The sequence below is a fragment of the Roseateles sp. YR242 genome, from assembly GCF_900109745.1.
Classification (GTDB): Bacteria; Pseudomonadota; Gammaproteobacteria; order Burkholderiales; family Burkholderiaceae_C; genus Roseateles.
Genome location: NZ_FOAV01000001.1, coordinates 759,913 through 783,867, shown reverse-complemented (window position 1 = coordinate 783,867; position 23,955 = coordinate 759,913). Strand labels below are relative to the sequence as shown.

Below are 23,955 nucleotides of genomic sequence, written 5' to 3'. Positions count from 1 at the left end.
AGCCACTAACCACATCAGCGTCAGCACAGCAGCACCGATCCCTCCGCATCCAGCCCAGGCGGATTGAGCCTTTTTGAAGCACAGAATCAGAACACCATGAGCGAAGTTTCCGCGCCTGCGGCGCCCCAGATCAGCAAACCCAGCGTCGTCATCTATACCGATGGGGCCTGCAAGGGCAATCCCGGCCCGGGCGGTTGGGGCGCCTGGCTCAGCAGCGGCGGGCACGAGAAGGAACTGTGCGGTGGTGAGGCCAACACCACCAACAACCGCATGGAGCTCACCGCCGTGATTGAGGCACTGACCTCGCTCAAGCGCACCTGCAACATCGTCATCTACACGGACAGCGAATATGTCCGCAAAGGCATGACCGAATGGATCAGTGGCTGGCAGCGCCGTGGCTGGAAGACCGCCGATGGCAAGCCAGTGAAGAATGCGGACTTGTGGCAACGGCTGGAGGCCCTGCGCAAGCTGCATCAGGTGGAATGGCGCTGGGTGAAGGGCCATGCGGGCGACCCTGGCAACGAGCGCGCAGATGCGCTGGCCAACAAGGGTGTGGGCATGGCGGGCCGCTGACGACGGCGGGCCTGGACAAGCATCCATAGACCGACAAGCTGATGGACAACCAACCGCTGATCGATTGGCACTCCATGTTCATGGGGGTGGCGCTGCTGGCCAGTGCCCGCTCCAAGGACAGCCGCAAGCGCAATGGCGCCTGCATTGCCAGCGCGGACTACAAGATCGTGGGCGTGGGCTACAACGGCCTGCCGCGTGGCTGCGACGACAACGACCCGGCCTACTGGTCCGACAACGACAACGATCCGCTGCACTCCCGGCACAGCTACATCGTGCATGCCGAGGTCAACGCCATCCTGAATTGCGTGGTGCTGCCACTCACCGGCAGCACCATCTACACCACCCAGTACCCGTGCCCGCGCTGCGTGCAGTCCATCATCCAGGTGGGGATCCAGCGGGTGGTCTATCTGGAAAAGAAGAGCCATCAGGTGGCGCTGAACGAGGCGTCCGCCAAGATGCTTCAGGACGCCCGCATCGAGGTGCTGGCCTTGCAGGAGATGGAGCAGCGCGCGGCCAGTTGGTGCCAGGAGTTGTCCGGCTTTATTGCCAAGCCCACGCGCTGACCACAGGGGATCACCGGAACTGGCCTGGAATTCCCCGGCTTTTCCGGCTCAAGTTCTGCGGATGGCGGCGCATCATGGCGTCCAGACCCTGCGAACTTGCCTGCACGAGGCCGCCATGCACATCACCGCCATCCCGCCCCACCTGATGCCCGAAACCGCCCAAGCCCCCTGGGGACTGGTGCAGGATCTTGGCCTGACCGTGGCCGGCCCGACGGGCATGGACGACCTCTGGCGCCTGGAAGACCTGATGGTTGAACAAGGCATGAGCCTGCAGGCCACCCGTATGGTTTACGACCGCCATTACGCCCTGGAGCGCCTGGCCCAGGCTCACGCACGTGGCGACGCGACGCTGCAGGCCCTGGCCCAGCAAGTGTTTGACAGCTTTCAGCGCCGTGGTGAATGGATCGGCTTGGTGCATTGACCTTGGCGCGACGCCGACGCTTTCATAGAAGCGCTGCATAGAGACCGTCGCGAAGATCGCACGCTTGGCCCTCCTGGAGTTTGCCCGGAGGGCCTTTGTCATGTTCCTGCCGCGACAATCTTGCCTCCAACAAATATCAAAGCGTAGAGGGAGGCGACGATGCCCTTCGTCGGTCTTGGTTTGCACGTTCTGCTGGCGCTGTTCTGCGCCGTTCATGTGGTGCGTCATGGCCAGCAGTTGTACTGGCTGATCATCCTGTTTTCGTTCCCGATGCTGGGGAGCCTGGTCTACCTGTTCGTGATCATCCTGCCGCACTCACGGCTGGAGCATGGCGCGCGCAAGGTGGTCCGTTCCGCCGCACGGGCCATGGACCCGGGGCGCGAACTGCGCGAGGCGTACGCCGCCTTCGACGACACGCCCACGGCCCAAAACCAGATGCGGCTGGCGGCGGCCCTGCTGGACGCGGGGGAAGCCCAGCAGGCCGCCGAGCGTTATCAGGCCTGCCTGCAGGGGCCGTTCGCCAGGGATCTGGAAATCCGCCTGGGGGCCGCCCGCGCCTTCCTGGCTGCAGGTGATGCCGCCAGGGCGCTGGAGCACCTGACCAGCATCCGTGCAGAACAGGCCACGTTCCGGGCCGAATCCGTGTCGCTGCTGACTGCGCGCAGCCTGGCCGCCTTGAACCGCGCGGTGGAGGCGCGGGCCGAATTCGAATCCGCCAGCGACCGCTTCGGCAGCGTCGAGGTGTGGGCCGAGCACGCCATCTGGGCACTGCAGACGGGCGACACGGCCACCGCTGGCCCGTTGCTCGCCCGGATCGACAAGTTGAGCGCCAAATGGAACAAGCTGACGCGTCAACTGAATGAGCCGGTCATGCGCCGCTTGCGTGCGGCACGCAAGGCCCCCTAAGGTTCCCAAGCCCCCAAGCCCCCAAGCCCCTAATGCTCCGTAGGCCCTCATGCTGGCGGCCGAGCGGCTCACCGGGACAGGGGACCGGGGCGGCTCTTTGTGACTCAGAGTGCCGTGAGCCAGTCGCAGCGCAGCCGCCCTTGCTGATGCAGCCGGCGGCGCCCCCCGGTGTAGGCCATCGGCAACACCCACGCCAGCAGACACAGCGGCAGCGCCGACCAGGCCTTGATGAGCAGGGCGCCGGGTACGCCCATGAAGCCCAGCATCCACAGGGTCAGCACCAGGTTCCAGACTGCCAGCTCCACCGGATGGCGCGCGCTGTGCATGACCATCCAGCGCTTGACCTGGCTGAGTTGTTGAAGGGTCATGATGGGCTCCTGGGCGTGGGTATGCGGCAGTGCACCGCTGATGCAACAGCCGTGCCGGGCGGTCTGCGCGCGGGACGTTGTGCGGGCCTCCGGTGCAAAAGAGGCCAAAAAATACCGGCGCCGGCGCCTCGAAGGCAGCAGGACAGTACCGATGGTCATTGTAAGTTTGCCGTCAGTACGAGGGAAATCCCTAAGGTGTGAACTTTGCGGCAGGTCATGGGTGCGACCCACTCAGGTCCGGGGGGTGTCCAACCACACGGGCCACTGCCCGGCGCCTCGTGTAAGGTTCGCCCTTCGCAAAATCAGTAAGGACAGGAGTCCTGCACATGAAAACTCTGATGTGGGCCGCCCTGGCCCTGACGGCGGTTTCCGCTCAGGCCCATGAGGGCATGTGGATGCCGCAGCAACTGCCGCAGGTCGCCAAGGACCTGAAGGCCACCGGCCTCGCCATTGACCCGGCTCGACTCTCCACCCCCGTGGGGTACCCGATGGGGGCCGTGGTGAGCCTGGGGGGCTGCACTGCGTCCTTCGTGTCGCCGCAGGGCCTGGTGGTGACGAACCACCACTGCGCCTACGGCAGCATCCAGGTCAACTCCACCCCCGAGCGTGACCTGTTGAAGAACGGCTTCCTGGCCCCGACGCTGGCGGACGAACTGCCAGCCGCCCCCGGTAGCCGCGTGCTCGTGACGGTGGCCTTGACCGATGTCACCCACCGGGTGATTGACGCGAAGACCGCCACCCTGAAGGGCAAGGCGCGTCTGGACGCCATCGAGAAGAATGAAAAGGCCCTGGTGGCCGACTGCGAAAAGGACGCCGGCCACCGCTGCAACGTCTATGCGTTCTACGGCAGCCTGCAATTCCAGCTGATCAAGCAGTTGGAGATCCGTGACGTGCGCCTGGTGCATGCCCCCGCGCAAGGCGTGGGCCTGTTCGGTGGCGATACCGACAACTGGATGTGGCCCCGCCACACCGGTGACTACAGCTTCTACCGTGCCTATGTGGGCCCGGATGGCAAGCCGGCCGACTTCAGCCCCAACAACAAGCCGTTCCAGCCGCAGCACTTCCTGAAGATGGCCAGCTCGCCGCTGAACGAGCGTGACTTCGTGATGGTGGCGGGCTACCCCGGCCGCACCAACCGTCTGCGCCTGCCCTCGGAAGTAGACTTTGCCTTCGGCTGGGAAATGCCCCACCGGGTGCAGGCCATGGGTGAGCAATTGGCCACCATCCGCGAAGCCACTGCAGGCCGCCGCGACGCCGAGATCAAGATGGCCAACACCGTGGCCGGCGTGGGCAACTATTACAAGAACTACCAGGGGCAACTGGCCAGCTATGCAGGTGCCGGCATCCTGCCGCACAAGCAGGCCGCCTATGCGGCGCTCACCGCCTGGGTGAATGCAGACCCCAAGCGACGCGAGCTCTATGCGGGTTCGCTGGTGGAGGTGGACCGTCTGCTGGCTGAACGCCAGGCCGTGGCCCGCCGGGACTTCCTGCTCAACTACGCCACGCCCAGCCTGCTGAACCAGGCGCGTGACCTGTATGAGCAGGCCCTGCAGGCGCAGAAGCCAGACGCGGACCGCAAGTCGGGCTATCAAGATCGGGACCAACTGCGTCGCCGCCAGTCGCTGGACGCGTCCGAACGTCGCTTTGATGCCGTCACCGACAAGAAGGTGGTGAGCCACTTCCTGGTGCAGTACCTGGCGCAACCGGCAGAGCAACTGAACGCCGCATTCCTGACGGCCCTGGGTCTGCGCCAGGGCATGGACGCTGCTGCCGTGGCGGCCCGCGTGGACGAGCTGTATGCGGGTTCCAAGCTGGCGGACACCGGCGGCCGTCAGGCGTGGCTGGGCCAGGCCCCGGCCGCTTTCGAAGCCAGCACCGATGTGATGGTGAAGGCGGCGGTGGCCCTGCATGCGGACGACGAAGCGCGCGAGACGCGCGACAAGGAACTGGCCGGCCGTATCCAGGAAGCCTATGCCGGCGCGATGAAGGCGCTGATTGCCTTTGAAGCCAGCCGAGGCCGGGCCGTCTACCCGGATGCCAACAGCACGCTGCGCGTCAGCTTCGGCCAGGTGCTGGGCCGCAACCCCGGAACCGACGGCACGACGTGGACGGCATTCACCACCCTGCGCGGCATTGTGGCCAAGCACACCGGTACGGGTGAGTTCAATGCGCCGGCCGAGCAACTGGCGGCCATCAAGGCCCGCCAGTTCGACAAGTACGGTGTGAAGGCGCTGGATTCGGTGCCGGTCAATTTCCTGGCGACGCTGGACACGACCGGTGGCAACAGCGGCTCCCCGGTGCTCAACAGCAAGGGTGAACTGGTGGGCCTGCTGTTCGACGGCACCCTGGACGCGCTGATCTCCGACTGGGAGTTCAACGACGCGACCACCCGCAGCATCTGCCTGGATGCACGCTACATGCTGTGGCAGATGAAGGTGGTGGACAAGGCCGATCGACTGCTCAAGGAGATGAGCGCGCTGTAAGCCGCGTTCCCCGCGCCCTCGACCCTCACAGGCGACCTTCGGGTCGCCTTTTTTCTGTGGGCGCTCAGGCACTCTTGCGGGTGCACTGTAAGTCGATCGCGCATGCCGGGTGGTGGGGGAGGGGCTTAGCCACAGACACCGACCCCTCTACCGATTGATGCAACATCAATTTGTGGGCGGTGAATCTATTCCAATTTGCGGCCGAATAGTTGATTTGAGCTAGGCGCTCATTGATTTCAGTATGTGCGTGGGATCGGGCGCCGACATCCACCTCCACAAACTTGCTTCCGTTTACTCAGACGGACCTAATCATGGAAAAGCAAGCTCAAAATCAACCATCACTCGCAGTAGTTCAAGGGGTTGCTCCTGCCACCCCTGTCCCTGCCGTGCCCGCTGGTGTTCCGGCGCCCGCCGCGGCCCTGAAGCGAGCGCCGAATTGGCGCAAGGATCAGGACGAGGCCACCGATGCCATGGATGACATTGCACCCGTGCCGCCAGCAGATACGGACGCGGAAGCGGACGATGCCGCGACCTATGCCGCTCAAGCGCCCGGCACGGGCGAGACGGTAGCCCCTGCTGATGAACATTCCGACGATGACAAGGCGATGGCGGTTGTTCCACCGGAAAGCGCCTTCAATGACCGCGGCCTGATTGCCGTGGGCGCGGGTGTGGTCGGTGCCGCCGTCGTGGGTGCATCGATCGGCGGTGGCAAGGATGGCGCGGCGGGGACTCCCGGGAAGCCTGGTGAGCCTGGTAATCCTGGCAACCCGGGCAACGCTGATGAACCCGGCAAGCCAGATGAGGCTGGCACGCCCACTGAGCCATCCAAGCCCGATCAGCCTGGCACGTCTGTGGAGCCGGCCCAGCCCGATGAACCTCTCACGCCCGATGAGCCTGCCAAGCCTGATGAACCTGGCACACCGGATGAACCTGGCACACCCGATGAGCCTGGTCAACCTGGCCAGCCCGATGATGGCGGCACGGCGGCGCCTGCGGTTTCGGCTCCTCAGCTGGCGGTCACTGATGTTGCCGCGTTCGACGAGAACGGCATGTCGATCATCACCATCAACGGCGGCATTCGTGTCGACGGAGTGGACGCCGGCAACCACTGGAAGTTCAGTGTGGACGGTGGCGTGACCTTCCAGGACGGCACCGGCGATGCCATTTCCGCCAACCAGCTGCCCGAAGGGCTGCAGACGGTGCAAGTGGTGCAGGTGGGCAGCGACGGGCAGTGGAGCGACCCGGCCACCATCTCGCTGATTCGGGACACCTTGGTCGAGACGCCGCAATTGCATGGCCTCAATGTGGAGTACCTGCTGACTTTCTTCCCTGGCCGGGACTTCCTTTACACGGTGCAGCATCCCGAGGACATCAACTGGGCCAAGAGCGCCTTTACCCTTTACGACGTCGTTCAAGGCGAGATGAGCGGGCAACTGCTTTCCGCCGTGTCGACCGGGCCCGGCGCGATGACAGTTTGGGTCGGCTCCATCGTGGATGGGCGCGGTGTGGCCGTTGAAATCCAGGCGACCGTCCGCCCCGAGGGCGGCGTGACCGTGACCCCGGTGCAGGCCCGTTCTTTTGAGGATCTGACCAGCACCGAAGGGGTGGACTGGGCCCATGCGGGTGTCGCCATCGATCTGGCCGACGCGGGTTTGGATTCCGGCGTGGGCCTCTGGAGCGTCAACTTCGCGCTGAACCCGGTAGCGGGGCTGAATGGCTCCGGCAGCATCCGTATCGATGGCCTGGAAACAGGCGCTGACTGGCACTATCGGCTGGACAGCAACAGCGCGTGGATCCCGGGCACCGGCAACAGCATTGACGTTTCTGCCCTTCCGGAGGGCACAGTCGCCATCGAGGTGCAGCAGACCGACCGGGTCGGCCACGTGAGCGGGATTGCCACGGTGAGCCTGGTTGTCGACACCACGGCGGCTTCGGTCAGCGTAGATACCCTCCGCCATGTGGCACAGGATCCGGACAGGGTCATGCACATGGCCGACAACGGCTACATCGTGCTGAAGAGCGATGATCCCGGTGTCTGGATGGAGTACAGCCTGAACGATGGATACTCCTGGATCACCTGCAGTACCGGCATCATCCAGGCGGCCGCTCTCGAAGAGGGCGCCAACCATGTGTTGATGCGGGGCATCGACGGGGCGGGCAATATCAGCACGCCCAATTTCGTCAACGTGACGAAGGACACTTCGGCATTGGAGCCCTCCATCTGGGTGTCCGGTGTGGTGGAGGTCCAGGGCGTAACGACGCCGGTGGTGGCAGCCGGAGGCGCCATCGGGGTGGGCGACCTGGAAACCTATGGCGGGTGGGAGTACAGCTTGAACGGCGCCCCGTACGTGACAGGCTCAGGTTTTTCACTCAACGCCAGTCTGCTATCGAACGGGCCCAACACCATCGCCATCCGGCAAGTGGACTTCATTGGCAACATCAGCCAGGAAGTGCAGTTTTCGCTCATTCGAGACGACTCGGTGAGCGGCACCCAGTCCATCGTCACGATCCATACGCAGACCGTCCCGGTTGCCACGGCAATGGACGGTGGCCAGGACGATCTGGGTGGGCTGGCAGCCGCCTTGTTCTCGGCCGGCAGCGACGTGATGCCAGTGCCGGTCTCTGACGACACCAGCGGGAGCCCCTTGCCCTCCCCGGCGCTGTCTTTTAATGCCGCCCTGATGGACGAGGGCTTGGCCTATCGTCCAGGCGCCGATGCCGTGATCTGATGCTCACCGTTCTCCATCATGAAAGGCGACCTTCGGGTCGCCTTTTCTGTTTGCGCTACATCAAGCTGCGGGTTGAGGACACCTTGGTATTTGTAGGCTGACTAGTTGATTGAGGTTAATCGCCAATTGAATTCAGTATGCACGTGGTATCCGGAGGTTGTTTTCACATGAACACACTTGCTTCTGTTAACTCAGACGGACCTCATCATGGAAAAACAAGCTCAAACCTCCTCATCTCCGGTAGCAGTTCAAGGGGTTGCTCCTGCAGCCACCGTTGCCGCCGTTCCCGTCGTTCCCGCTGGCGTCCCGGCACCTGCTGCGGCCCTGAAGCGGGCGCCGAATTGGCGCAAGGATCAGGACGATGGCATGGATCCGGCCGATGCCACCGCACCCCTGCCCGCGGCAGATGCGGAAGCGGAAGCGGAAGCGGCTGCTGCCGTGACCGACGGCTCCCAGACGCCTGGCATGGCCGAGATGGCACCGCCTGCTGACGCGCATTCCGACGATGACAACGCGATGGCGGCTGTTCCGCTGGAAAGCGCTTTCGATGACCGTGGCCTGATTGCCGTGGGCGCGGGTGTGGTCGGTGCCGCCATCGTGGGTGCGTCGATCGGTAATGGCAAGGATGGCGCGCCGGGCGCTCCCGGGCAGGCTGGCGAGCCGGGCACCCCTGGCAAGCCTGATGAGCCCGGCAAACCCGATGAACCGGGCACGCCCGATGAGCCTGGCAAGCCTGACGAGCCCGGCAAACCGGATGAACCGGGCACGCCCGATGAGCCTGGCAATCCAGATGAGCCCGGCGATGGCGGCACCGTGGTGCCTGCGGTCTCGCCCCCCCAACTGGCGGTCACTGACGTTGCCGCGTTCGACGACAACGGCCTGTCGATCATCAACATCAACGGCGGCATTCGCGTCGAGGGAGTGGATGCCGGCAACCACTGGAAGTTCAGTGTGGACGGTGGCGTGACCTTCCAGGACGGCACCGGCGATGCCATTTCCGCCAACCAGCTGCCCGAAGGGCTGCACACGGTGCAGGTGGTGCAGGTGGGCAGCGAAGGGCAGTGGAGCGACCCGGCCACCATCTCGCTGGTTCGGGACACCTTGGTCGAGACACCGCAATTGCAGGGCCTTAATGTGGAGAGTGTGCAGCCCTTCTCCCCTGACCAGAGCATCCTCTACACGGTTCAGAACCCTGAAGCCATCAATTGGGCCAAGAGCGCCTTCACCTTGTATGACGCCAATCATGGTGAGATGGACGGGCGACTGCTCTCCGCCGTGTCGACCGGACTCGGCGCGATGACGGTGTGGGTCGGCTCCATCGTGGATGGGCGCGGTGTGGCCGTTGAACTGCAGGTGAGCGTCCGCCCCGAGGGCGGCGTGACCGTGACTCAGGTGCAGGCCCGTTCATTTGAGGACCTGACCAGCACGGAAGGGGTGGACTGGGCCAATGTGGGGACCGCCATCGACCTGGCCAGCGAATCGGTGAATTCCGGCGTGGGCGTCCACCACGTCGAGGTGGCGTTGAACCCGGTGGCGGGGCTCAATGGTTCCGGCAGCATCCGTATCGAAGGCCTCGAATTGGGCGCCGACTGGCACTACCGGCTGGACAGCAATAGCGCGTGGGTGCCTGGCACCGGCAATAGCATTGATGTTTCGGCCCTTCCGCAGGGCACGGTCGCCATCGAGGTGCAGCAGACTGACCGGGCTGGCAACGTGAGCGAGATCGCCACGGTCAGTCTGAATGTCGACACGGAGGCGGCGAACGTGAGCTGGGATGCCGCGAAAGGCTGTGTGCAGGACCCGGACACGGACTGGCACATCAACGGCAACGGCTTCATCGAATTCGAGTGCAAAACTGATCGCAGTGCCTTGTTGGCGTACAGCTTGGACGGCGGGAAAACCTGGACCATCACCAGTGACGGCATCATCCAGGCGTCAGAACTGCAAGAGGGCAGCACCCAGATCTTGATGCGGTCCATCGACCTGGCTGGCAATTTCGGCAAGCGAGGTACCTTCGATGTGATTAAGGACACTTCGGCGCTGGAGCCCTCCATCTGGGTGACCGACGCGGTAGACGTGACCGGCGGGTCGCCGGCGCCCGTGGTCCAGAACGGTAGCGTCATCCACGTGGGGGACCTGGAAACTTTTGGCACCTGGGAATACAGCTTGAACGGCGGCGCCTACGTGGCAGGTACAGGCAATTCACTCGACCCCAGTCTTCTGTCGAATGGCCTCAATACCATCGCCATCCGGCAAGTGGACTTCATTGGCAACATCAGCCAGGAGGTGCAGTTTTCTCTGATTCGGGACGAGTCGGTGACAGGCAACCGGACCGAGGTCACGATCCATACGCAAGTCTCCACGCTGGCGATGGGCAGTGCTCCCGCTGAACTTGATGGCTTGGCGGCCGCCTTGTTCTCTCAAAGCGGCGATGTGTTGCCAGGCGGGCTCTCCGATGCCACCGGCGTGAATGCTGCGCCATCCTCCACGCTGTCCTTCAACGGTGCCCTGGTGGATGATGGCCTGGCCTACCGTCCCGGTACTGATGCCGTGATCTGACGATGAAGCGGTGTTGACGTCGTGGCGAGCCCTGCGGAGGGCTCGCCACCCGACGGCGTTGGAAAGGTGCCTGGCAACAGGATGGAGCGATCCACCCCCGCCAGTTGCCGATGCCCGCAGAAGGCCATCGTCAGGTCCAGCTCTCGGTGGATGATTTCCAGCGCCTTGGTGACGCCGGGCTTGCCCAGCGCCCCCAGGCCATACAGGAAAGCGCGGCCGATGTAGGTGCCCCGCGCACCCAGCGCCCAGGCCTTCAGCACATCCTGGCCGGACCGGATGCCGCCGTCCAGGTGGACTTCGATCTTTTCCCCGACCGCTTCGACGATGCGTGGCAACGCTCGAATGCTGGACTCCGCGCCGTCGAGCTGGCGACCGCCATGGTTGCTCACGATGAGCGCATCCGCACCGCTTTGCGCGGCGAGCCTGGCGTCTTCCTCGTCGATGATGCCCTTGATGATCAGCTTGCCGCCCCAGCGCTCGCGGATCCATTGCACGTCGTCCCAGCTCAGTTGCGGGTCGAACTGCTTGGCGGTCCATTCGGACAGCGAGCCCATGTCGCCCACCCCCTTCACATGCCCGACGATGTTGCCGAACTGCCGGCGCGGTGTGCCCAGCATGCCCAGGCACCACCGCGGCTTCGAGGCCATGTTGATGAGGTTGGGCAAGGTGAGCTTGGGCGGCGCGGACAGGCCGTTGCGAAGGTCCTTGTGACGCTGGCCGAGGATCTGCAGGTCCAGGGTCAGCACCAGCGCATCGCAGCGTGCGGCCTTGGCGCGGTCGATCAGGCTGTTGATGAAGCCACGGTCGCGCATGACGTAAAGCTGGAACCAGAACGGCGCTTTGGTGTGGGCAGCGATGTCCTCGATGGAGCAGATGCTCATGGTGGACAAGGTGAAAGGTACGCCAAACAGCTCGGCCGCCTGGGCGGCGAGGATTTCGCCATCCGCATGCTGCATGCCGGTGAGGCCGGTGGGCGCCAGGGCCACCGGCATCGCCACCGGCCGGCCGATCATCGCTGCGGCCGTGCTGCGGTTTTCCATGTTCACCGCCACGCGCTGGCGCAGCTTGATGGACTGGAAGTCCGACTCGTTGGCGCGGTAGGTGCTCTCGGTCCAGGAGCCGGAGTCCGCGTAGTCATAAAACATGCGGGGGACACGCCGCCGGGCCAGGACACGCAGGTCTTCGATGCAGGTGATGACGCTCATGGCGCCGATGCTAGGGCCATTGGCAGCTGTCGGGGAAGGGCGTTTGTGCGTAGCGCAACAGGCGTACGGTGTGGAGCGCTTACAGTGCGGGCATGTCTGAGCAGCCCCCCGTCTCTGAAGTGCCTGATGCGGTGTCGAAGTTGGAACCTGCCTCCTTGACGGGCCCGGACACCCCCAGGCTGGCCGAAGGGACATCGGTCGCCACCGCCACAACCTTGCTTCCTCTCCAGGCTGCGCGGGTGGTCAGCCGGCCAGGATGGCGCCGCTGGCCCTGGCTGTTTGCGGGTGGTCTGAGCCTGCTGCTGGGTGTCGTGGGCATTGCCTTGCCACTGCTGCCCACCACGCCGTTTGTGCTGCTGGCCGCCTTCTGCTTTGCGCGGGGCAGCGAGCGCTGCGAAGCCTGGCTGGTGACGCATCCGCGCTTCGGCCCGATGGTGCGGCAGTGGCGTGCCAACCGGGCCGTGCCGTTGCGCGCCAAGCGGCTGGCATGGGGAATGATGGCCCTCAGCGCTGCCATCTCCGCGTGGGTCATGCCTGTGCTGCCATGGTTGCCGGCTGTCTGTTGCCTGTGCGTCGGCATCTGGATGTGGCGGCTGCCCACCGCGACGGACACTGCGGTCTCGGATGCGGCAGAGTCAACCGTGGAGTGACGGCGCAAGCCACCGGGAGAATGCCCTCGCGGCTGATCTGGAGAATGACCTGACGGCTAATCCGATGGCTAACCCGACGGCTGATCTGACGACTGACAAGCCGTCGCTGCAGCCTGCACTTCAGCCAAACAGCGGCAACGTCTCCGGCACCGGCCCGCCAGCTGTCGCTGGGGCCGCGCGCCTGGTACGGCGTCCGGGCCCCACGTCGCCCGGCCGGCTCAGCTTGCCCACCCGCACACCCAGCAATCGCAGCCGCTGGCTCAGGTCCACGCGCTTGAGGCACTGGCCCGCCGCGTGGCGGATGGCGGCGGCGTCCTGCACGGGGTCATCCAGCGTGAGGTCCCGCGTCACCGTGCGGAAACCTTCAAAGCGCAGCTTGATGCCGATGGTGCGGCCCAGATAACCCTTGCGCTGCAGGTCCGAGGCCAATTGCTCGCACAGCGCGGTGAAGACGGCGGAAAGCTCGGCGCGGTCGCGCTTGGCGTGCAGGTCTCGCTCGAAGGTGGTCTCGCGGCTGATGGATACCGGCTCGCTGTAGGTCACCACGGGCCGCTCGTCCAGCCCCCAGGCGGCCTGATGCAGCCAGGCGCTGTAGCCCGCGCCGAAATGCTGCAGGAGCAGCTCCAGCGGCGCCTGCGCCAGGTCCGCCACGGTCTCGATGCCCAGTTCGTTCAGCCGCGCGCCTGCCTTCGGTCCGATGCCATTGATACGGCGCACCGGCAACGGCCAGATGCGCAGGGGCAGGTCACTCATGGTGAGCACGGTCAGCCCGTCCGGCTTGTCCAGTTCCGAGGCGATCTTGGACAGCAGCTTGTTGGGGGTCACGCCTATGGAGCAGGTCAGCTTGGTGGCGCTGAACACAGCGTTCTTGATGTCGCGGGCGACCGAACGGACGCCGCCCAGCGGGTCGTGCCCGACGGGGTCTCGCACGCCGGCAACGTCGGTCAGGTCGATGTAGATCTCGTCAATGCCCCGGTCTTCCACCACGGGGGCGATCTCGCGCACGGCCGCCTTGAACAGGCGCGAATAGTGGCGATAAGAGTCGAAGTCGGCCGGCAGCAGAATGGCCTGCGGGGCGCGCAGTGCGGCCTTCATGAGGCCCATGGCGGAGAACACACCCAGGTCGCGCGCGGCATAGGTGGAGGTGGTCACCACGCCCCGGCCGGTGTAGTCCTGCAGCTTGTAGAACTCTCGCGTACCGTCGGCCCGCAACTGCGGCGTGTGGGCCCGGCGGCCGCCCACCACCACAGGCAGGCCCTTGAGCTCCGGATAACGCAGCAGCTCCACGGACGCATAGAAGGCGTCCATGTCCAGGTGGGCGATCAGGCGATCGGGCAGCGATGGCGTCGATTCAGCCATGCGGCATTGTGGCTTCGTTGCCGGCCGGAAGATGTCAGCAGGGGCGATCGAGGCGGCGAAGCGCCGGCCGGGCCTGCAACTGAAGGGTCCGGAAGAGACTCAGTGGCCGCAACTGGTGCTGCCGCAACCCGACGCGCCGGCCAGGGCTTCCAGTGCCGGTTCCTGGCATTCACCCGAGGCCGGGTCGAACCCGCGCTGCTGCATGGTGTAGACCAGGGCGGCATCCATCATTTCCGCATGGCCGGGGAACCATTGGGCCAACTCCTGACGCACGATGGGCATGGGTTCCCGGTCGCCCAGTTCCTCGGCGTAGCGGACGACTTCACGCATCACGTTGAGCACCATGGCATGTTGGCTGCTGTGGCAGTTCTCCGGCTCGAAGCCGGTGGCCGCCATCCAGCGCTCTTCCATGGCGAAGTGCTCCTCGGTGTGGGCCAGCAGCGCCTTGAAGGCGGGCAGGGCGTCCTCACCACGATCCAGCGTGTCCCCGAACACGTTGAGCAGTTGCACGAACTCCTCATGCGTGTGGTCCAGCACCGGCAGGTTCAATACCAGGTCTTCAGACCAGTTCAATGTGCTCATGCTTCCAATTCCTTCAGCGCAACGCTCAACCGTGGTTCAGTGCCGCTGATCAGCCCAGGCGTGCCCGGTGGCGCTTCACCTGCTCAAGCACTTGTGCCGGCGCGGTACCGCCCAACACGTTGCGCGCATTCAGCGAGCCCTTGAGCGACAGCACGTCGTACACATCGTTGTCGATGCGCTGATCGAACTGGCGCAGGGCCTCCAGGTTCAAGGCGGAAAGATCCACGCCCTGGGCCTGGGCGGTCTTGACGGCGTGGGCCACCACTTCGTGGGCGTCCCGGAAGGGCAGGCCCTTCTTGACGAGATAGTCCGCCAGGTCGGTGGCCGTGGCGTAGCCCTTCAGCGCCGCGCGCTCCATGGCCTCCGGCTTGACGGTCAGGCCGCCCATCATGTCGGCGAAGATGCGCAGGGTGTCGTTGAGCGTGTCCACGGTGTCGAACAGCGGCTCCTTGTCTTCCTGGTTGTCCTTGTTGTAGGCCAGGGGCTGGCCTTTCATCAGGGTGATCAGGCCGATCAGGTGGCCGACCACGCGGCCGCTCTTGCCACGCGCCAGTTCGGGAACGTCCGGATTCTTCTTCTGCGGCATGATGCTGGAGCCGGTGCAGAAGCGGTCGGGCAGGGCGATGAAGCCGAAGGCCTGGCTCATCCAGAGGATGAGTTCTTCCGACAGACGCGAGATGTGCACCATGATGAGCGCCGCCGCGGCGCTGAATTCGATGGCGAAGTCACGGTCGCTCACGGCGTCCAGGCTGTTCTGGGCCACACCCTCCATGCCCAGCGTGCGGGCGACGCGTTCGCGGTCCAGCGGGTAGCTGGTGCCGGCCAGTGCGGCGGCGCCCAGCGGCAGGCGGTTGACGCGCTTGCGGGTGTCCAGCAGGCGCTCGCTATCGCGGGCGAACATCTCCACATAGGCCAGCATGTGGTGGCCGAAGCTCACCGGCTGTGCCACCTGCAAGTGGGTGAAGCCCGGCAGGATCACGTCCGCATGGCGCTCGGCCTGGCCGACCAGCACCTTCTGCAGTTCGGTCAGCAGGCCCACCAGGGTGTCGATCTCGCCGCGCAGCCACAAGCGCACGTCGGTGGCGACCTGGTCATTGCGGCTGCGGCCGGTGTGCAGGCGTTTGCCGGCCAGGCCCACCAGTTCGGTCAGGCGGGCCTCGATGTTGAGGTGGACGTCTTCCAGGTCCAGCTTCCATTCAAAGCGCCCGGCCTCGATTTCCTCGCGGATCTGGGCCATGCCGCGCTGGATGGCGGCGTGGTCCTGCGCGCCGATGATGGACTGCGCGGCCAGCATCTCGGCGTGCGCCAGGCTGCCACGGATGTCGGCATCCCACAGGCGCTTGTCGAAATCGACGCTGGCGGTGTAGCGCTTCACCAGGTCGCTCATCGGCTCGGAGAAGAGGGCGGACCAGGCTTGAGACTTGTTGGCCAGTTGGTTGTCGGAGGGATTGGACATCGCGGGCTCAGCGGACAGACAGGGACTTCGAAGCAAGATGTGACAGGCCCCCCAACCTGCGTACCGAAGGTGCCCAGGCGGGCCACCGTGGGCCCCGGTGGGAGGTCTGTCACGTCTTGTGGCGAACCGGGCCGCCATGGCGAACCCGGTGATAGAGAATGCAGCCACGATTCTAAAGGGCGAGGACGAGGAGCCGATGGCCGAACGGGCGCAGCAACCCAGAGATGCGCAACATTCCCAGGCAGCGCTGTCGACCCAGACAGCCTGGGAGGACACGCGGCTGGACACCCGGCCCATGTCGCCATCACCCCTGATCGACCCCCGCCGGCGCTTCGATGTCTGCCACGTGGGCCTGGTGCTTCGGGCGGTGCTGGGCGTGCAACTGGTGCAGGGGCTGGGCCTGGCCATGGCGCAGGAGACCTTCACCGGCTGGGTCTGGGCCATGGGCACCGCCACGGTGGCCTCCATGACCGCCGTGCTCTCGTGGCTGCTGATCGTCTGTGGCACCAAGCGGCTGCTCGCCCGGCTGCCCCAGTGGGCGCAATGGACCTTGCCCATCGCCCTGGGTGCGGCTTGTGCGCATGGCGGCACCCGCTTGCTGGAAGTCGTCGGGCTGGATGCGCTGAGCGCGCTGCAACGGGTGGGCGCTGCCGGTTTTGGCGCCCTGGGTGCGGCCCTGCTGCTGTTCTGGCTGATGTTGCGGGAGCGGGCCCAGGCGCCGGCCGAGGCGCTGGCGCGGCTGGTGGAGCTGCAATCCCGCATCCGCCCGCACTTCCTGTTCAACACGCTGAACACCGCCATCGCCCTGGTGCGGGTGGACCCCTCGCGTGCCGAGGAGGTGCTGGAGGACCTGGCCGAGCTGTTCCGGGTGGCGCTGGCGGACACCGGGCCGCGCACGGAGGGCGTGCCGCTGGCGCAGGAGGTGGATCTGGCCAAACGCTACCTGGCGATCGAACAGTTGCGCTTCGGCGAGCGGCTGCGCATCGACTGGCAGTTGGACCCGAGTGGCGACGACACACGCGTGCCGCCGCTGCTGCTACAGCCGCTGGTGGAAAACGCCGTGCGCCACGGGGTGGAACCGAATGACCAGGGTGGGGACGTGAGCATCACCACCCGTGTGCGGGGCTCCGAGGTGGAGATCCGGGTGGTCAATACGGTCGGGGCGCCGTCCCGCACGCGCGGCCATGGGCTGGCGCTGAAGAACGTCAAGCAGCGCCTGCGCCTGATGCACGACGTGGCCGCCCGGATCGAGGTGGCACCGTCGCCCACGCGTTTTGTAGTGCGGATCCTGCTTCCGCGCTGACTGCCTTTTTTCGAGCTGACCTGAGCCGACTGGAACGACATGCTGACCCAACCCCCGTTGAAGGTGCTGATCGTGGACGACGAACCGCTGGCCCGGCTGCGGCTGCGCGGGCTGGTGGAGGCCAATGACGAGCCCCGGGCGGAAGTGGCGGCGGAGGCCGCCAGCGGCGAGCAGGCCTTGCACTGGCTGAAGGACCACAGCTGCGACCTCATCCTGCTGGACGTGCAGATGCCGGGCCTGGATGGGCTGGGGCTGGCGCAGATGCTGCTGGGGCGCCCGCTTGCCCCGGCCATCGTGTTTGTGACGGCACATGCGCAGCATGCCCTGCAGGCCTTTGAGCTGGAAGCGCTGGACTACCTGACCAAACCCGTGCGGCGCGAGCGCCTGCAGGGGAGCCTGGCGCGCGCGGCGCAGCGGCTGGTGGAGCGCGCGGCCGCCAAGTCCCGCAGCCCGCAGGAGGCGCCGCCGGCGGATGACGGGCCGGTGATCAATATCACCGAGCGGGGGCGCCTGCTGCGTGTGCCGCTGGGCGAGGTGCTGTATTTCAAGGCGGAGCTCAAGTACCTGACGCTGCGCACGGCCACTCACAGCCATGTGATGGACGGCTCACTGACCGACCTGGAGCAGCGGCTGGGGGAGCGCTTCCTGCGGGTGCACCGCAACGCGCTGGTGGCCAAGGCGGCCGTGCGGGAACTGGAGCGCCATGTGCCCACCGACGGTGTCGCGGAAGGCGAGCCGGGTGGGGAACTGGGGTGGGCCGTACGGGTGGCCCATGTCAATGAATGGCTGGCCGTCTCCCGCCGGCAGGTGGCGGCCGTGCGGGAAGCGCTGGCGGGGCAGGCCTGAAGGCCCGCCCGACCCTCAACCCGTGTTGCGCAGCCCTGCCGCGATGCCGTTGATGGACAGGTGGATGCCGCGTTGCACCCGCTCCATCCGAGGGTCCTCCGCCCGCTGTTCCACCGGAATGGCCCGGTAGCGGCGCATGAGTTCCACCTGCAGGTGGTTCAGCGGATCGATGTAGGGGAAGCGATGCTCGATGGAGCGCGCCAGCGCCGGATTGGCCGCGAGGCGGTGGGCATCCCCCGTGATCAGGGCCAGCGCTTCTTCGGTGCGGGCGAACTCGGCCTGGATGGCGGCAAAGATCTTCTTGCCCAGGCGCTTGTCCTCCACCAGGTCCAGATAGCGCTCGGCGATGTCCAGATCGGCCTTGGCCAGCACCATGTCCAGGTTGGACAGCAGCGTGCGGAAGAACGGCCACTGCTTGAACATACGCTTGAGCAGGGCCAGCTTCTCCTCCCGGCCCGCAGCCTTGCCCAGGAAGGCCTGCACACCCGAACCAAAACCACACCAGCCCGGCAGCGTGATGCGGGACTGGCCCCAGCTGAAGCCCCACGGGATCGCCCGCAGGTCCTCGATGGCGCGGGTGGCCTTGCGTGAGGCCGGACGCGAGCCGATGTTGAGCTCCGCAATCTCGCGGATGGGCGTGGCGGCGAAGAAGAAATCGGCAAAGCCCGGGGTGTCGTAGACCAGGCCGCGATAGGCCGCAAAGCTGGTGTCCGACAGCGCCTGTGCTGCCTCCATGAAGGACTTGGGCGCCGACTTGGTCGGATGCAGCAGCGTGGCCTCCAGCGTGGCGGCCACCAGCGTTTCCAGGTTGCGCCGGCCGATCTCCGGGTTGGCGTATTTGGAGTTGATGACCTCGCCCTGTTCCGTCAGGCGGATCTGGCCGTTCACCGTGCCCGGGGGTTGGGCCAGGATGGCCTGGTAGCTCGGGCCGCCGCCTCGGCCCACCGTGCCGCCCCGGCCATGGAAGAGACGCAGCGTGAGCGGGCCCTGCTGGCGCAGTTCGTCGAACAGCTGCACCAGCGCGATCTCGGCGCGGTAGAGCTCCCAGCTGCTGGTGAAGACGCCGCCATCCTTGTTGGAGTCGGAGTAGCCCAGCATGATGTCCTGCTCGCCACCGGAGCGCCGCACCACCGCGGCCATGCCCGGCAGTTCGTAGAAGCCGCGCATGATGCCTGGCGCGTTGCGCAGGTCGGCGATGGTTTCGAACAGCGGCACGACGATCAGGTCGCTGATGGCCTCGCCGTCCAGCGTGCCGCGCAACAGGCCCACCTCCTTCATCAGCAACTGCACTTCCAGCAGGTCGCTGACGTCTTCGGTGTGGGAGATGATGTAGTGGCGCAAGGCTTCGCGACCGTAGCGCTGCAGGGAGTCACGCGCGGTCTCGAAAATGGCGAGCTCGCGTTGCGCATGCTCGCTGTACTGCACGCCCAGCACACGCAAGGGGCGGGTTTCGTTGAGCAGGCGCACCAGCAACTCGCGGCGGGCGACTTCGTCCAGCGCGCTGTAGTCGTCGCAGACACGGGCGGTGCGCAGCAGTTCGGCCACCACGGCCTCGTGCTGGTCGGAGCTCTGGCGCAGGTCCAGGGTGGCGAGGTGGAAGCCAAAGACCTGCACGGCGCGGATCAGCGGCTTCAGGCGTGGGGCGATCAGGGCGTGGGCGTGGTGACCCTCCAGCGACGACTGGATGACACGCAGGTCGGCCAGCAATTCTTCAGGCGCCTGGTAGGGTGATTGCGGCGCCACCGCATGGCGCAGCGCCTCGGTGCCGGTCAGCTCGTGCAGCGTGGCGGCCAGGCGTGCGTACATGCCGGTCAGGGCACGCCGGTAGGGCTCGTCCATGCGGTGTTCGTTGAGATCGGGGCTGCGCTCGGCCAGGGCCTGCATCTCGGGCGAGATGCCGGACAGGCGCAGGGAGATGGACAACTCCGCACCCAGCTCATGCAGCTCGGTCAGGTAGTGGCGCAGCGCGACTTCGGCCTGGCGCTTGAGCGCCTGCTGCAGGGTGGCTGCGGTGACGTTCGGGTTGCCATCGCGGTCCCCGCCGATCCACTGGCCCATGCGCAGGAAGGAGGCCAGCGATTCGCCGGGCAAGGCTTCTTCCAGTTCCGCATACAGCTTCGGGATCTCGCGCAGGAAGGTGGCGTGGTAGTAGCTGAGCGCGTTTTCGATCTCGTCCGACACGGTCAGCTTGGAGTAGCGCAGCATGCGCGTCTGCCACAGCTGCGTCACGCGGGCACGGATCAGGCTCTCGTTGGCGGCCTTGTCGCGATCGGTGTAGAGCGAGTCCCGCTGGGTGACCAGCTCGGCGACGGCACGTTCCGCGTCCAGGATGCTCTTGCGCTGGACTTCGGTGGGGTGGGCCGTCAGCACGGGCGAGACAAAGCCGTTTTGCAGGGTACGCGCCACTTCGCTCGGGCGAACGCCAGCCTCGAACAGCTTCTCCAGTGCGTAGGCCAGTGAGCCGGGCTGCACGCTGCCTTCGCGGTCGTGGATCTCGCGGCGGCGGACGTGATGCCGGTCCTCCGCAATGTTGGCCAGGTGCGAGAAGTAGCTGAATGCGCGAATCACGCTCACCGTCTGCTCGCCCGAGAGGCTCTTGAGCAGCTTGTCCATCTGCTTGCCGGCCTGCGCATCGCGCTTGATGCGGAAGGCGACCGACAGCTGGCGCACCCGCTCCACCAGTTCATAGGCCTCGCGGCCTTCCTGCTCGCGGATGACTTCGCCCAGGATCCGACCCAGCAGGCGGATGTCTTCCATCAGCGGCTGGTTCTTGTCCTTGGCTGCCCGGCTGGCCGCCGGGGAGGGTTTGGCGGCCTTGGCGGTCTTGACGACCTGGGCCTTGGGCTTGGCGCCAGGGGCGCGGGAACGGGAAGCGGGGCTGGCAGGCATGGCGTCGTCTTGCAGCTGAGGGGAAACGTTGCAGGAGGGCGGAGCGATGTAACCGAGTTACCTCCGAATGACTGTATCAGTTTCCATTGGTGCGATAGACGCGCCCAAGCCTCGATATCGCTCAAGCCACACTTCGTGGCGCCATGAGGGCCGGCCGACCGCTGGCTGCGGTCCGCTACGATCGCGGCCATGACGCACACAGAAGAATTCGTGATCGCCACGCGGGAAAGCCGCCTGGCGCTCTGGCAGGCAGAACACGTGCAGGCACTGCTGCAGGCGCGCGGGCTGCAGGTCCGCCTGCTGGGCATGACCACCCGCGGGGATCAGATCCTGGACCGCACACTGTCCAAGGTGGGGGGCAAGGGGCTGTTCGTCAAGGAACTGGAGAACGCGCTGGAGGACGGGCGCGCGCAACTGGCGGTGCACTCGCTCAAGGATGTGCCGATGGAGCTGCCGGAAGGCTTCACGCTGGCGGCCGTGCTGGAGCGCGAAGACCCGCGTGATGCGCTGGTATCGCCCCGTTACGCCTCGCTGGGCGAGTTGCCGGCCGGCGCCTGTGTGGGCACGTCGAGCCTGCGGCGCGTGACGCAGATCCGCAGCCTGCGTCCCGATCTCCGGGTGGAGCCGCTGCGCGGCAACCTCGACACGCGCCTGCGCAAACTCGATGAAGGCCAGTACGACGCCATCGTGCTGGCTGCTGCCGGCCTGAAGCGCCTGGGCCTGGAAGGCCGCATCCGCCAGCTGTTCGGCGTGGATGAGATGGTCCCTTGCGCGGGGCAAGGAGCGCTGGGCATTGAGATCCGCACGGCGCAGCAACCGTTGCGGCCCCACCTGGACGCGATGACCCACGCAGCCACGCAATTGGCCGTGACCGCCGAACGTGCGGTGTCGCGCGCGCTGGGGGGCAGTTGCTCCATGCCGCTGGCGGCGCATGCGGTCTGGGCGGACCACGGGCTGCTGCGGCTGAGCGGGGCGCTTGGGCACCCGGTGCAGACGGATCGTCCGCTGCTGCGCACCACCGTGGAAGCGGTGGTGGCCGACATGGCTGCTGCGGAGGCGCTGGGCCGGCAGGCCGCTCAGGCGCTGCAGGATCAGGGTGCGGCGGATTATCTGAAGGACGTCTGAGGCCATGGCGCTCCCGGCACGTTTGCTGCTGACCCGGCCCCTGGCGCAGGCGCAGGACTGGTCCGGGCGACTGGCGGCGCTGGGTGTGCCGACGCTGGCCTTTCCCCTGATCGACATCGTGCCGACGGACGATGCGCAGCCCGCACGCCAGGCTTGGGGCGCGTTGGACCGATTCCAACTGGTGATGTTCGTCAGCCCCAATGCCGTCCGGCATTTCTTCGACTATCGCCCGGCTGGCCAGCCGTGGCCGGCGGGTGTGCTGGCGGCCACCGTGGGGCCGGGCAGTGCCCATGCGCTCCAGGCGGCCGGTGTTCCCGCCGCACGCATCGTGCAGCCGCCGGCTGATGCGGTGATGCTGGATTCCGAGCATCTCTGGCCGGAAATCCTGCGGGTGGCGGGCGGCGACTGGAACGGCCGCGCCGCCTTGATGGTGCGCGGCGACGGTGGCCGCGAGTGGCTGGGCGACCGTCTGCGCGAAGCCGGCGCCGCGGTGGAGGCCATCAGCGTCTATCGCCGGCAATGCCCGGTGCTCGATGCCCCATCGCGCCATCAACTGGCGCAGGCCCTGGCAAGCCCGCAGAACCACATCTGGCTGTTCAGCAGTTCGGAAGCCGTGGGTTACCTGGCGTCCATGGCGTCACCGGAGTCTGGGACGGATTGGGCGACCCTGCGCGCCATCACCACCCATGAACGAATCGCGGAGCGGGCGAGAGCACTGGGCCTGCGCCATGTGGTTTTGGTGCGACCTGAGGCCACGGCTGTCGCCGATGCATTCCGACGGCTGGCAGGGACCCCCCTAGAATCCCCTACGTGAGCGAGACCAACACCCCAGCGGCCGACGTTTCGTCGCCCCCCACACCCATCTCAACGCCCCGCACCGGCGGCGCCACGTTGACGCAGGCCGTCGTGGCCGTCGTCGGCCTCATCGCCTTGCTGGCGTTGGGCCTGGCGTGGCAGAGCCAGCAACGCCTCAAGCAGGCGGAGCAGGAACTGGTCCGGCGTCAGGACAGCAGCCAGAGCGATGCCAACATCGCGCGGGACCAGTCGCGCCAGGCCCAGGAGCTGGCCCGTGACACCGCCGCCAAGGTGGCCTTGCTGGACGCCAAGCTGGCCGAGGTCGCCCTGCAGCGGGAACAGCTGGAACTGCTGATGCAGTCCATGACCCGCTCCCGCGACGAAAACGTCGTGGGGGATGTCGAGGCCTCACTGCGCGTGGCCATGCAGCAGGCGGCCATCACCGGCAGTGCCGAGCCACTGGTGGCCGCGCTGAAGCAGGCGGATGAACGCCTGGCTCGCTACAAGCAGCCGCGCCTGGAAGGCGTGCGCCGTGCGGTGGTGCGAGACCTGGACCGCATCAGGTCGGTCAGTGTGGTGGACGTCTCGACACTAACCATCAAGCTCGACGAAGTAGCCCGCCAGGTGGATGACCTGCCGCTGCTGGCGATGGGCCAGCCCGGCACCGAGCCGGCCCGCAGTGCTACTGCGACGCGCCCGGCGAAGCCTGTCGGTAGCGCCAGCGCACCGCTCAGCCCCAATGCGGGCTGGTGGGAGCGTGCGTGGCACGATGCGGGCGACAAGTGGGACCAGCTCTCCAGCGATGTCTGGCGCGAGGCCCGCGGCTTGCTGCGTGTGACCCGAATCGATCACCCGGAGGCGGCGCTCATGGCGCCGGAGCAGATGTTCTTCCTTCGGGAGAATCTCAAACTGCGGCTGCTGAATGCGCGCCTGGCGCTGCTGAGCCGCCAGTTCGACACCGCCCAGAACGACCTGAGCGAGGCCCAGGGCATGCTGGACCGTTATTTCGACGCCCGCTCGCGCAAGCTGGCGGTGACCACTGAGCTGCTGCGTCAGGTGCAGGGCCAGGCCCGGCAGGTGCAGATCCCCCGCCCGGATGACACGCTGGCCGCGCTGAGCGCGGTGGCGCGTTGAGGACGGCGC

General features: G+C 66.3%; 19 protein-coding genes. 13 read left to right on the top strand and 6 right to left on the bottom strand.

Features of this window, described 5'->3' with window-relative positions; translation table 11 throughout:
- The first annotated feature begins 96 nt into the window (after positions 1-96).
- From rnhA to BMY53_RS03405, 4 genes are all read left to right on the top strand, one after another.
- On the top strand, positions 97-573 hold the full coding sequence (gene rnhA, locus BMY53_RS03420) for a ribonuclease HI (RefSeq protein WP_092943563.1): 477 nt from the start codon (positions 97-99) through the stop codon (positions 571-573).
- A gap of 41 nt (positions 574-614) precedes the next feature.
- Positions 615-1,136: a deoxycytidylate deaminase gene (locus BMY53_RS03415; RefSeq protein WP_092943562.1), complete on the top strand. Its 522-nt coding sequence runs from the start codon at positions 615-617 to the stop codon at positions 1,134-1,136.
- 115 nt (positions 1,137-1,251) lie between these two features.
- Positions 1,252-1,557, top strand: a complete 306-nt coding sequence (locus BMY53_RS03410) for a hypothetical protein (protein WP_143073900.1) — start codon at positions 1,252-1,254, stop codon at positions 1,555-1,557.
- 159 nt (positions 1,558-1,716) lie between these two features.
- Positions 1,717-2,463: a PLDc N-terminal domain-containing protein gene (locus BMY53_RS03405; RefSeq protein WP_092943558.1), complete on the top strand. Its 747-nt coding sequence runs from the start codon at positions 1,717-1,719 to the stop codon at positions 2,461-2,463.
- Positions 2,464-2,567: 104 nt separating this feature from the next.
- Here the strand turns inward: BMY53_RS03405 and BMY53_RS03400 are convergent, their stop codons facing one another.
- On the bottom strand, positions 2,568-2,831 hold the full coding sequence (locus tag BMY53_RS03400; RefSeq protein WP_092943556.1) for a hypothetical protein: 264 nt from the start codon (positions 2,829-2,831) through the stop codon (positions 2,568-2,570).
- A gap of 326 nt (positions 2,832-3,157) precedes the next feature.
- On the opposite strand from BMY53_RS03400, the gene BMY53_RS03395 reads away from it, so the two are divergent.
- The 3 genes from BMY53_RS03395 to BMY53_RS25320 all read left to right on the top strand — a co-directional run bounded on the left by BMY53_RS03395 (position 3,158) and on the right by BMY53_RS25320 (position 10,602).
- On the top strand, positions 3,158-5,314 hold the full coding sequence (locus tag BMY53_RS03395; protein ID WP_092943554.1) for a S46 family peptidase: 2,157 nt from the start codon (positions 3,158-3,160) through the stop codon (positions 5,312-5,314).
- A gap of 470 nt (positions 5,315-5,784) precedes the next feature.
- Complete coding sequence (locus tag BMY53_RS26660) at positions 5,785-8,043, top strand: collagen-like domain-containing protein (RefSeq protein WP_143073899.1); 2,259 nt, start codon at positions 5,785-5,787, stop codon at positions 8,041-8,043.
- Positions 8,044-8,409: 366 nt separating this feature from the next.
- Positions 8,410-10,602 carry a collagen-like protein gene (locus BMY53_RS25320; protein ID WP_143073898.1) on the top strand — a complete coding sequence of 731 codons (2,193 nt, stop codon included), beginning with the start codon at positions 8,410-8,412 and terminating at the stop codon, positions 10,600-10,602.
- Here the strand turns inward: BMY53_RS25320 and BMY53_RS03380 are convergent.
- Complete coding sequence (locus tag BMY53_RS03380) at positions 10,572-11,807, bottom strand: alpha-hydroxy acid oxidase (RefSeq protein WP_092943550.1); 1,236 nt, start codon at positions 11,805-11,807, stop codon at positions 10,572-10,574. The genes BMY53_RS25320 and BMY53_RS03380 overlap by 31 nt on opposite strands.
- A gap of 92 nt (positions 11,808-11,899) precedes the next feature.
- Between BMY53_RS03380 and BMY53_RS03375 the strand changes: the two genes are divergently transcribed.
- A complete protein-coding gene (locus tag BMY53_RS03375; RefSeq protein ID WP_092943548.1) occupies positions 11,900-12,457 on the top strand; it encodes a YbaN family protein in 558 nt (185 codons plus the stop codon).
- 120 nt (positions 12,458-12,577) lie between these two features.
- On the opposite strand, the gene dinB is transcribed toward BMY53_RS03375, so the two are convergent.
- From dinB to argH, 3 genes are all read right to left on the bottom strand, one after another.
- Complete coding sequence (gene dinB, locus BMY53_RS03370) at positions 12,578-13,816, bottom strand: DNA polymerase IV (protein WP_092943546.1); 1,239 nt, start codon at positions 13,814-13,816, stop codon at positions 12,578-12,580.
- 99 nt (positions 13,817-13,915) lie between these two features.
- Complete coding sequence (locus BMY53_RS03365; protein WP_092943544.1) at positions 13,916-14,398, bottom strand: hemerythrin domain-containing protein; 483 nt, start codon at positions 14,396-14,398, stop codon at positions 13,916-13,918.
- A gap of 49 nt (positions 14,399-14,447) precedes the next feature.
- On the bottom strand, positions 14,448-15,854 hold the full coding sequence (argH, locus tag BMY53_RS03360) for an argininosuccinate lyase (RefSeq protein ID WP_092943542.1): 1,407 nt from the start codon (positions 15,852-15,854) through the stop codon (positions 14,448-14,450).
- Positions 15,855-16,149: 295 nt separating this feature from the next.
- Here argH and BMY53_RS03355 point away from each other — a divergent pair, with 295 nt between their 5' ends.
- The gene (locus BMY53_RS03355) at positions 16,150-17,157 is read left to right on the top strand and encodes a sensor histidine kinase (protein ID WP_177200691.1); all 1,008 of its coding nucleotides are present in this window, start codon (positions 16,150-16,152) and stop codon (positions 17,155-17,157) included.
- A 39-nt stretch (positions 17,158-17,196) separates the two neighbouring features.
- Positions 17,197-18,003 (top strand): LytR/AlgR family response regulator transcription factor, encoded by an 807-nt coding sequence (locus tag BMY53_RS03350; RefSeq protein ID WP_092943538.1) that lies wholly within the window; start codon positions 17,197-17,199, stop codon positions 18,001-18,003.
- A 15-nt stretch (positions 18,004-18,018) separates the two neighbouring features.
- Here BMY53_RS03350 and ppc read toward each other — a convergent pair whose 3' ends face one another.
- Positions 18,019-20,892, bottom strand: a complete 2,874-nt coding sequence (gene ppc / locus BMY53_RS03345) for a phosphoenolpyruvate carboxylase (RefSeq protein WP_092943536.1) — start codon at positions 20,890-20,892, stop codon at positions 18,019-18,021.
- Positions 20,893-21,081: 189 nt separating this feature from the next.
- Here ppc and hemC point away from each other — a divergent pair, with 189 nt between their 5' ends.
- Genes hemC through BMY53_RS03330 form a run of 3 tightly spaced genes read left to right on the top strand, consistent with a single transcriptional unit; the run spans position 21,082 to position 23,946 of the window.
- Positions 21,082-22,017: a hydroxymethylbilane synthase gene (hemC, locus tag BMY53_RS03340; RefSeq protein ID WP_092943534.1), complete on the top strand. Its 936-nt coding sequence runs from the start codon at positions 21,082-21,084 to the stop codon at positions 22,015-22,017.
- Between the two features lie 4 nt (positions 22,018-22,021).
- On the top strand, positions 22,022-22,831 hold the full coding sequence (locus BMY53_RS03335) for a uroporphyrinogen-III synthase (RefSeq protein WP_092943532.1): 810 nt from the start codon (positions 22,022-22,024) through the stop codon (positions 22,829-22,831).
- A complete protein-coding gene (locus BMY53_RS03330) occupies positions 22,828-23,946 on the top strand; it encodes a uroporphyrinogen-III C-methyltransferase (RefSeq protein WP_255370005.1) in 1,119 nt (372 codons plus the stop codon). Before BMY53_RS03335 ends, BMY53_RS03330 begins: the two co-directional genes overlap by 4 nt.
- Positions 23,947-23,955: the final 9 nt, after the last annotated feature.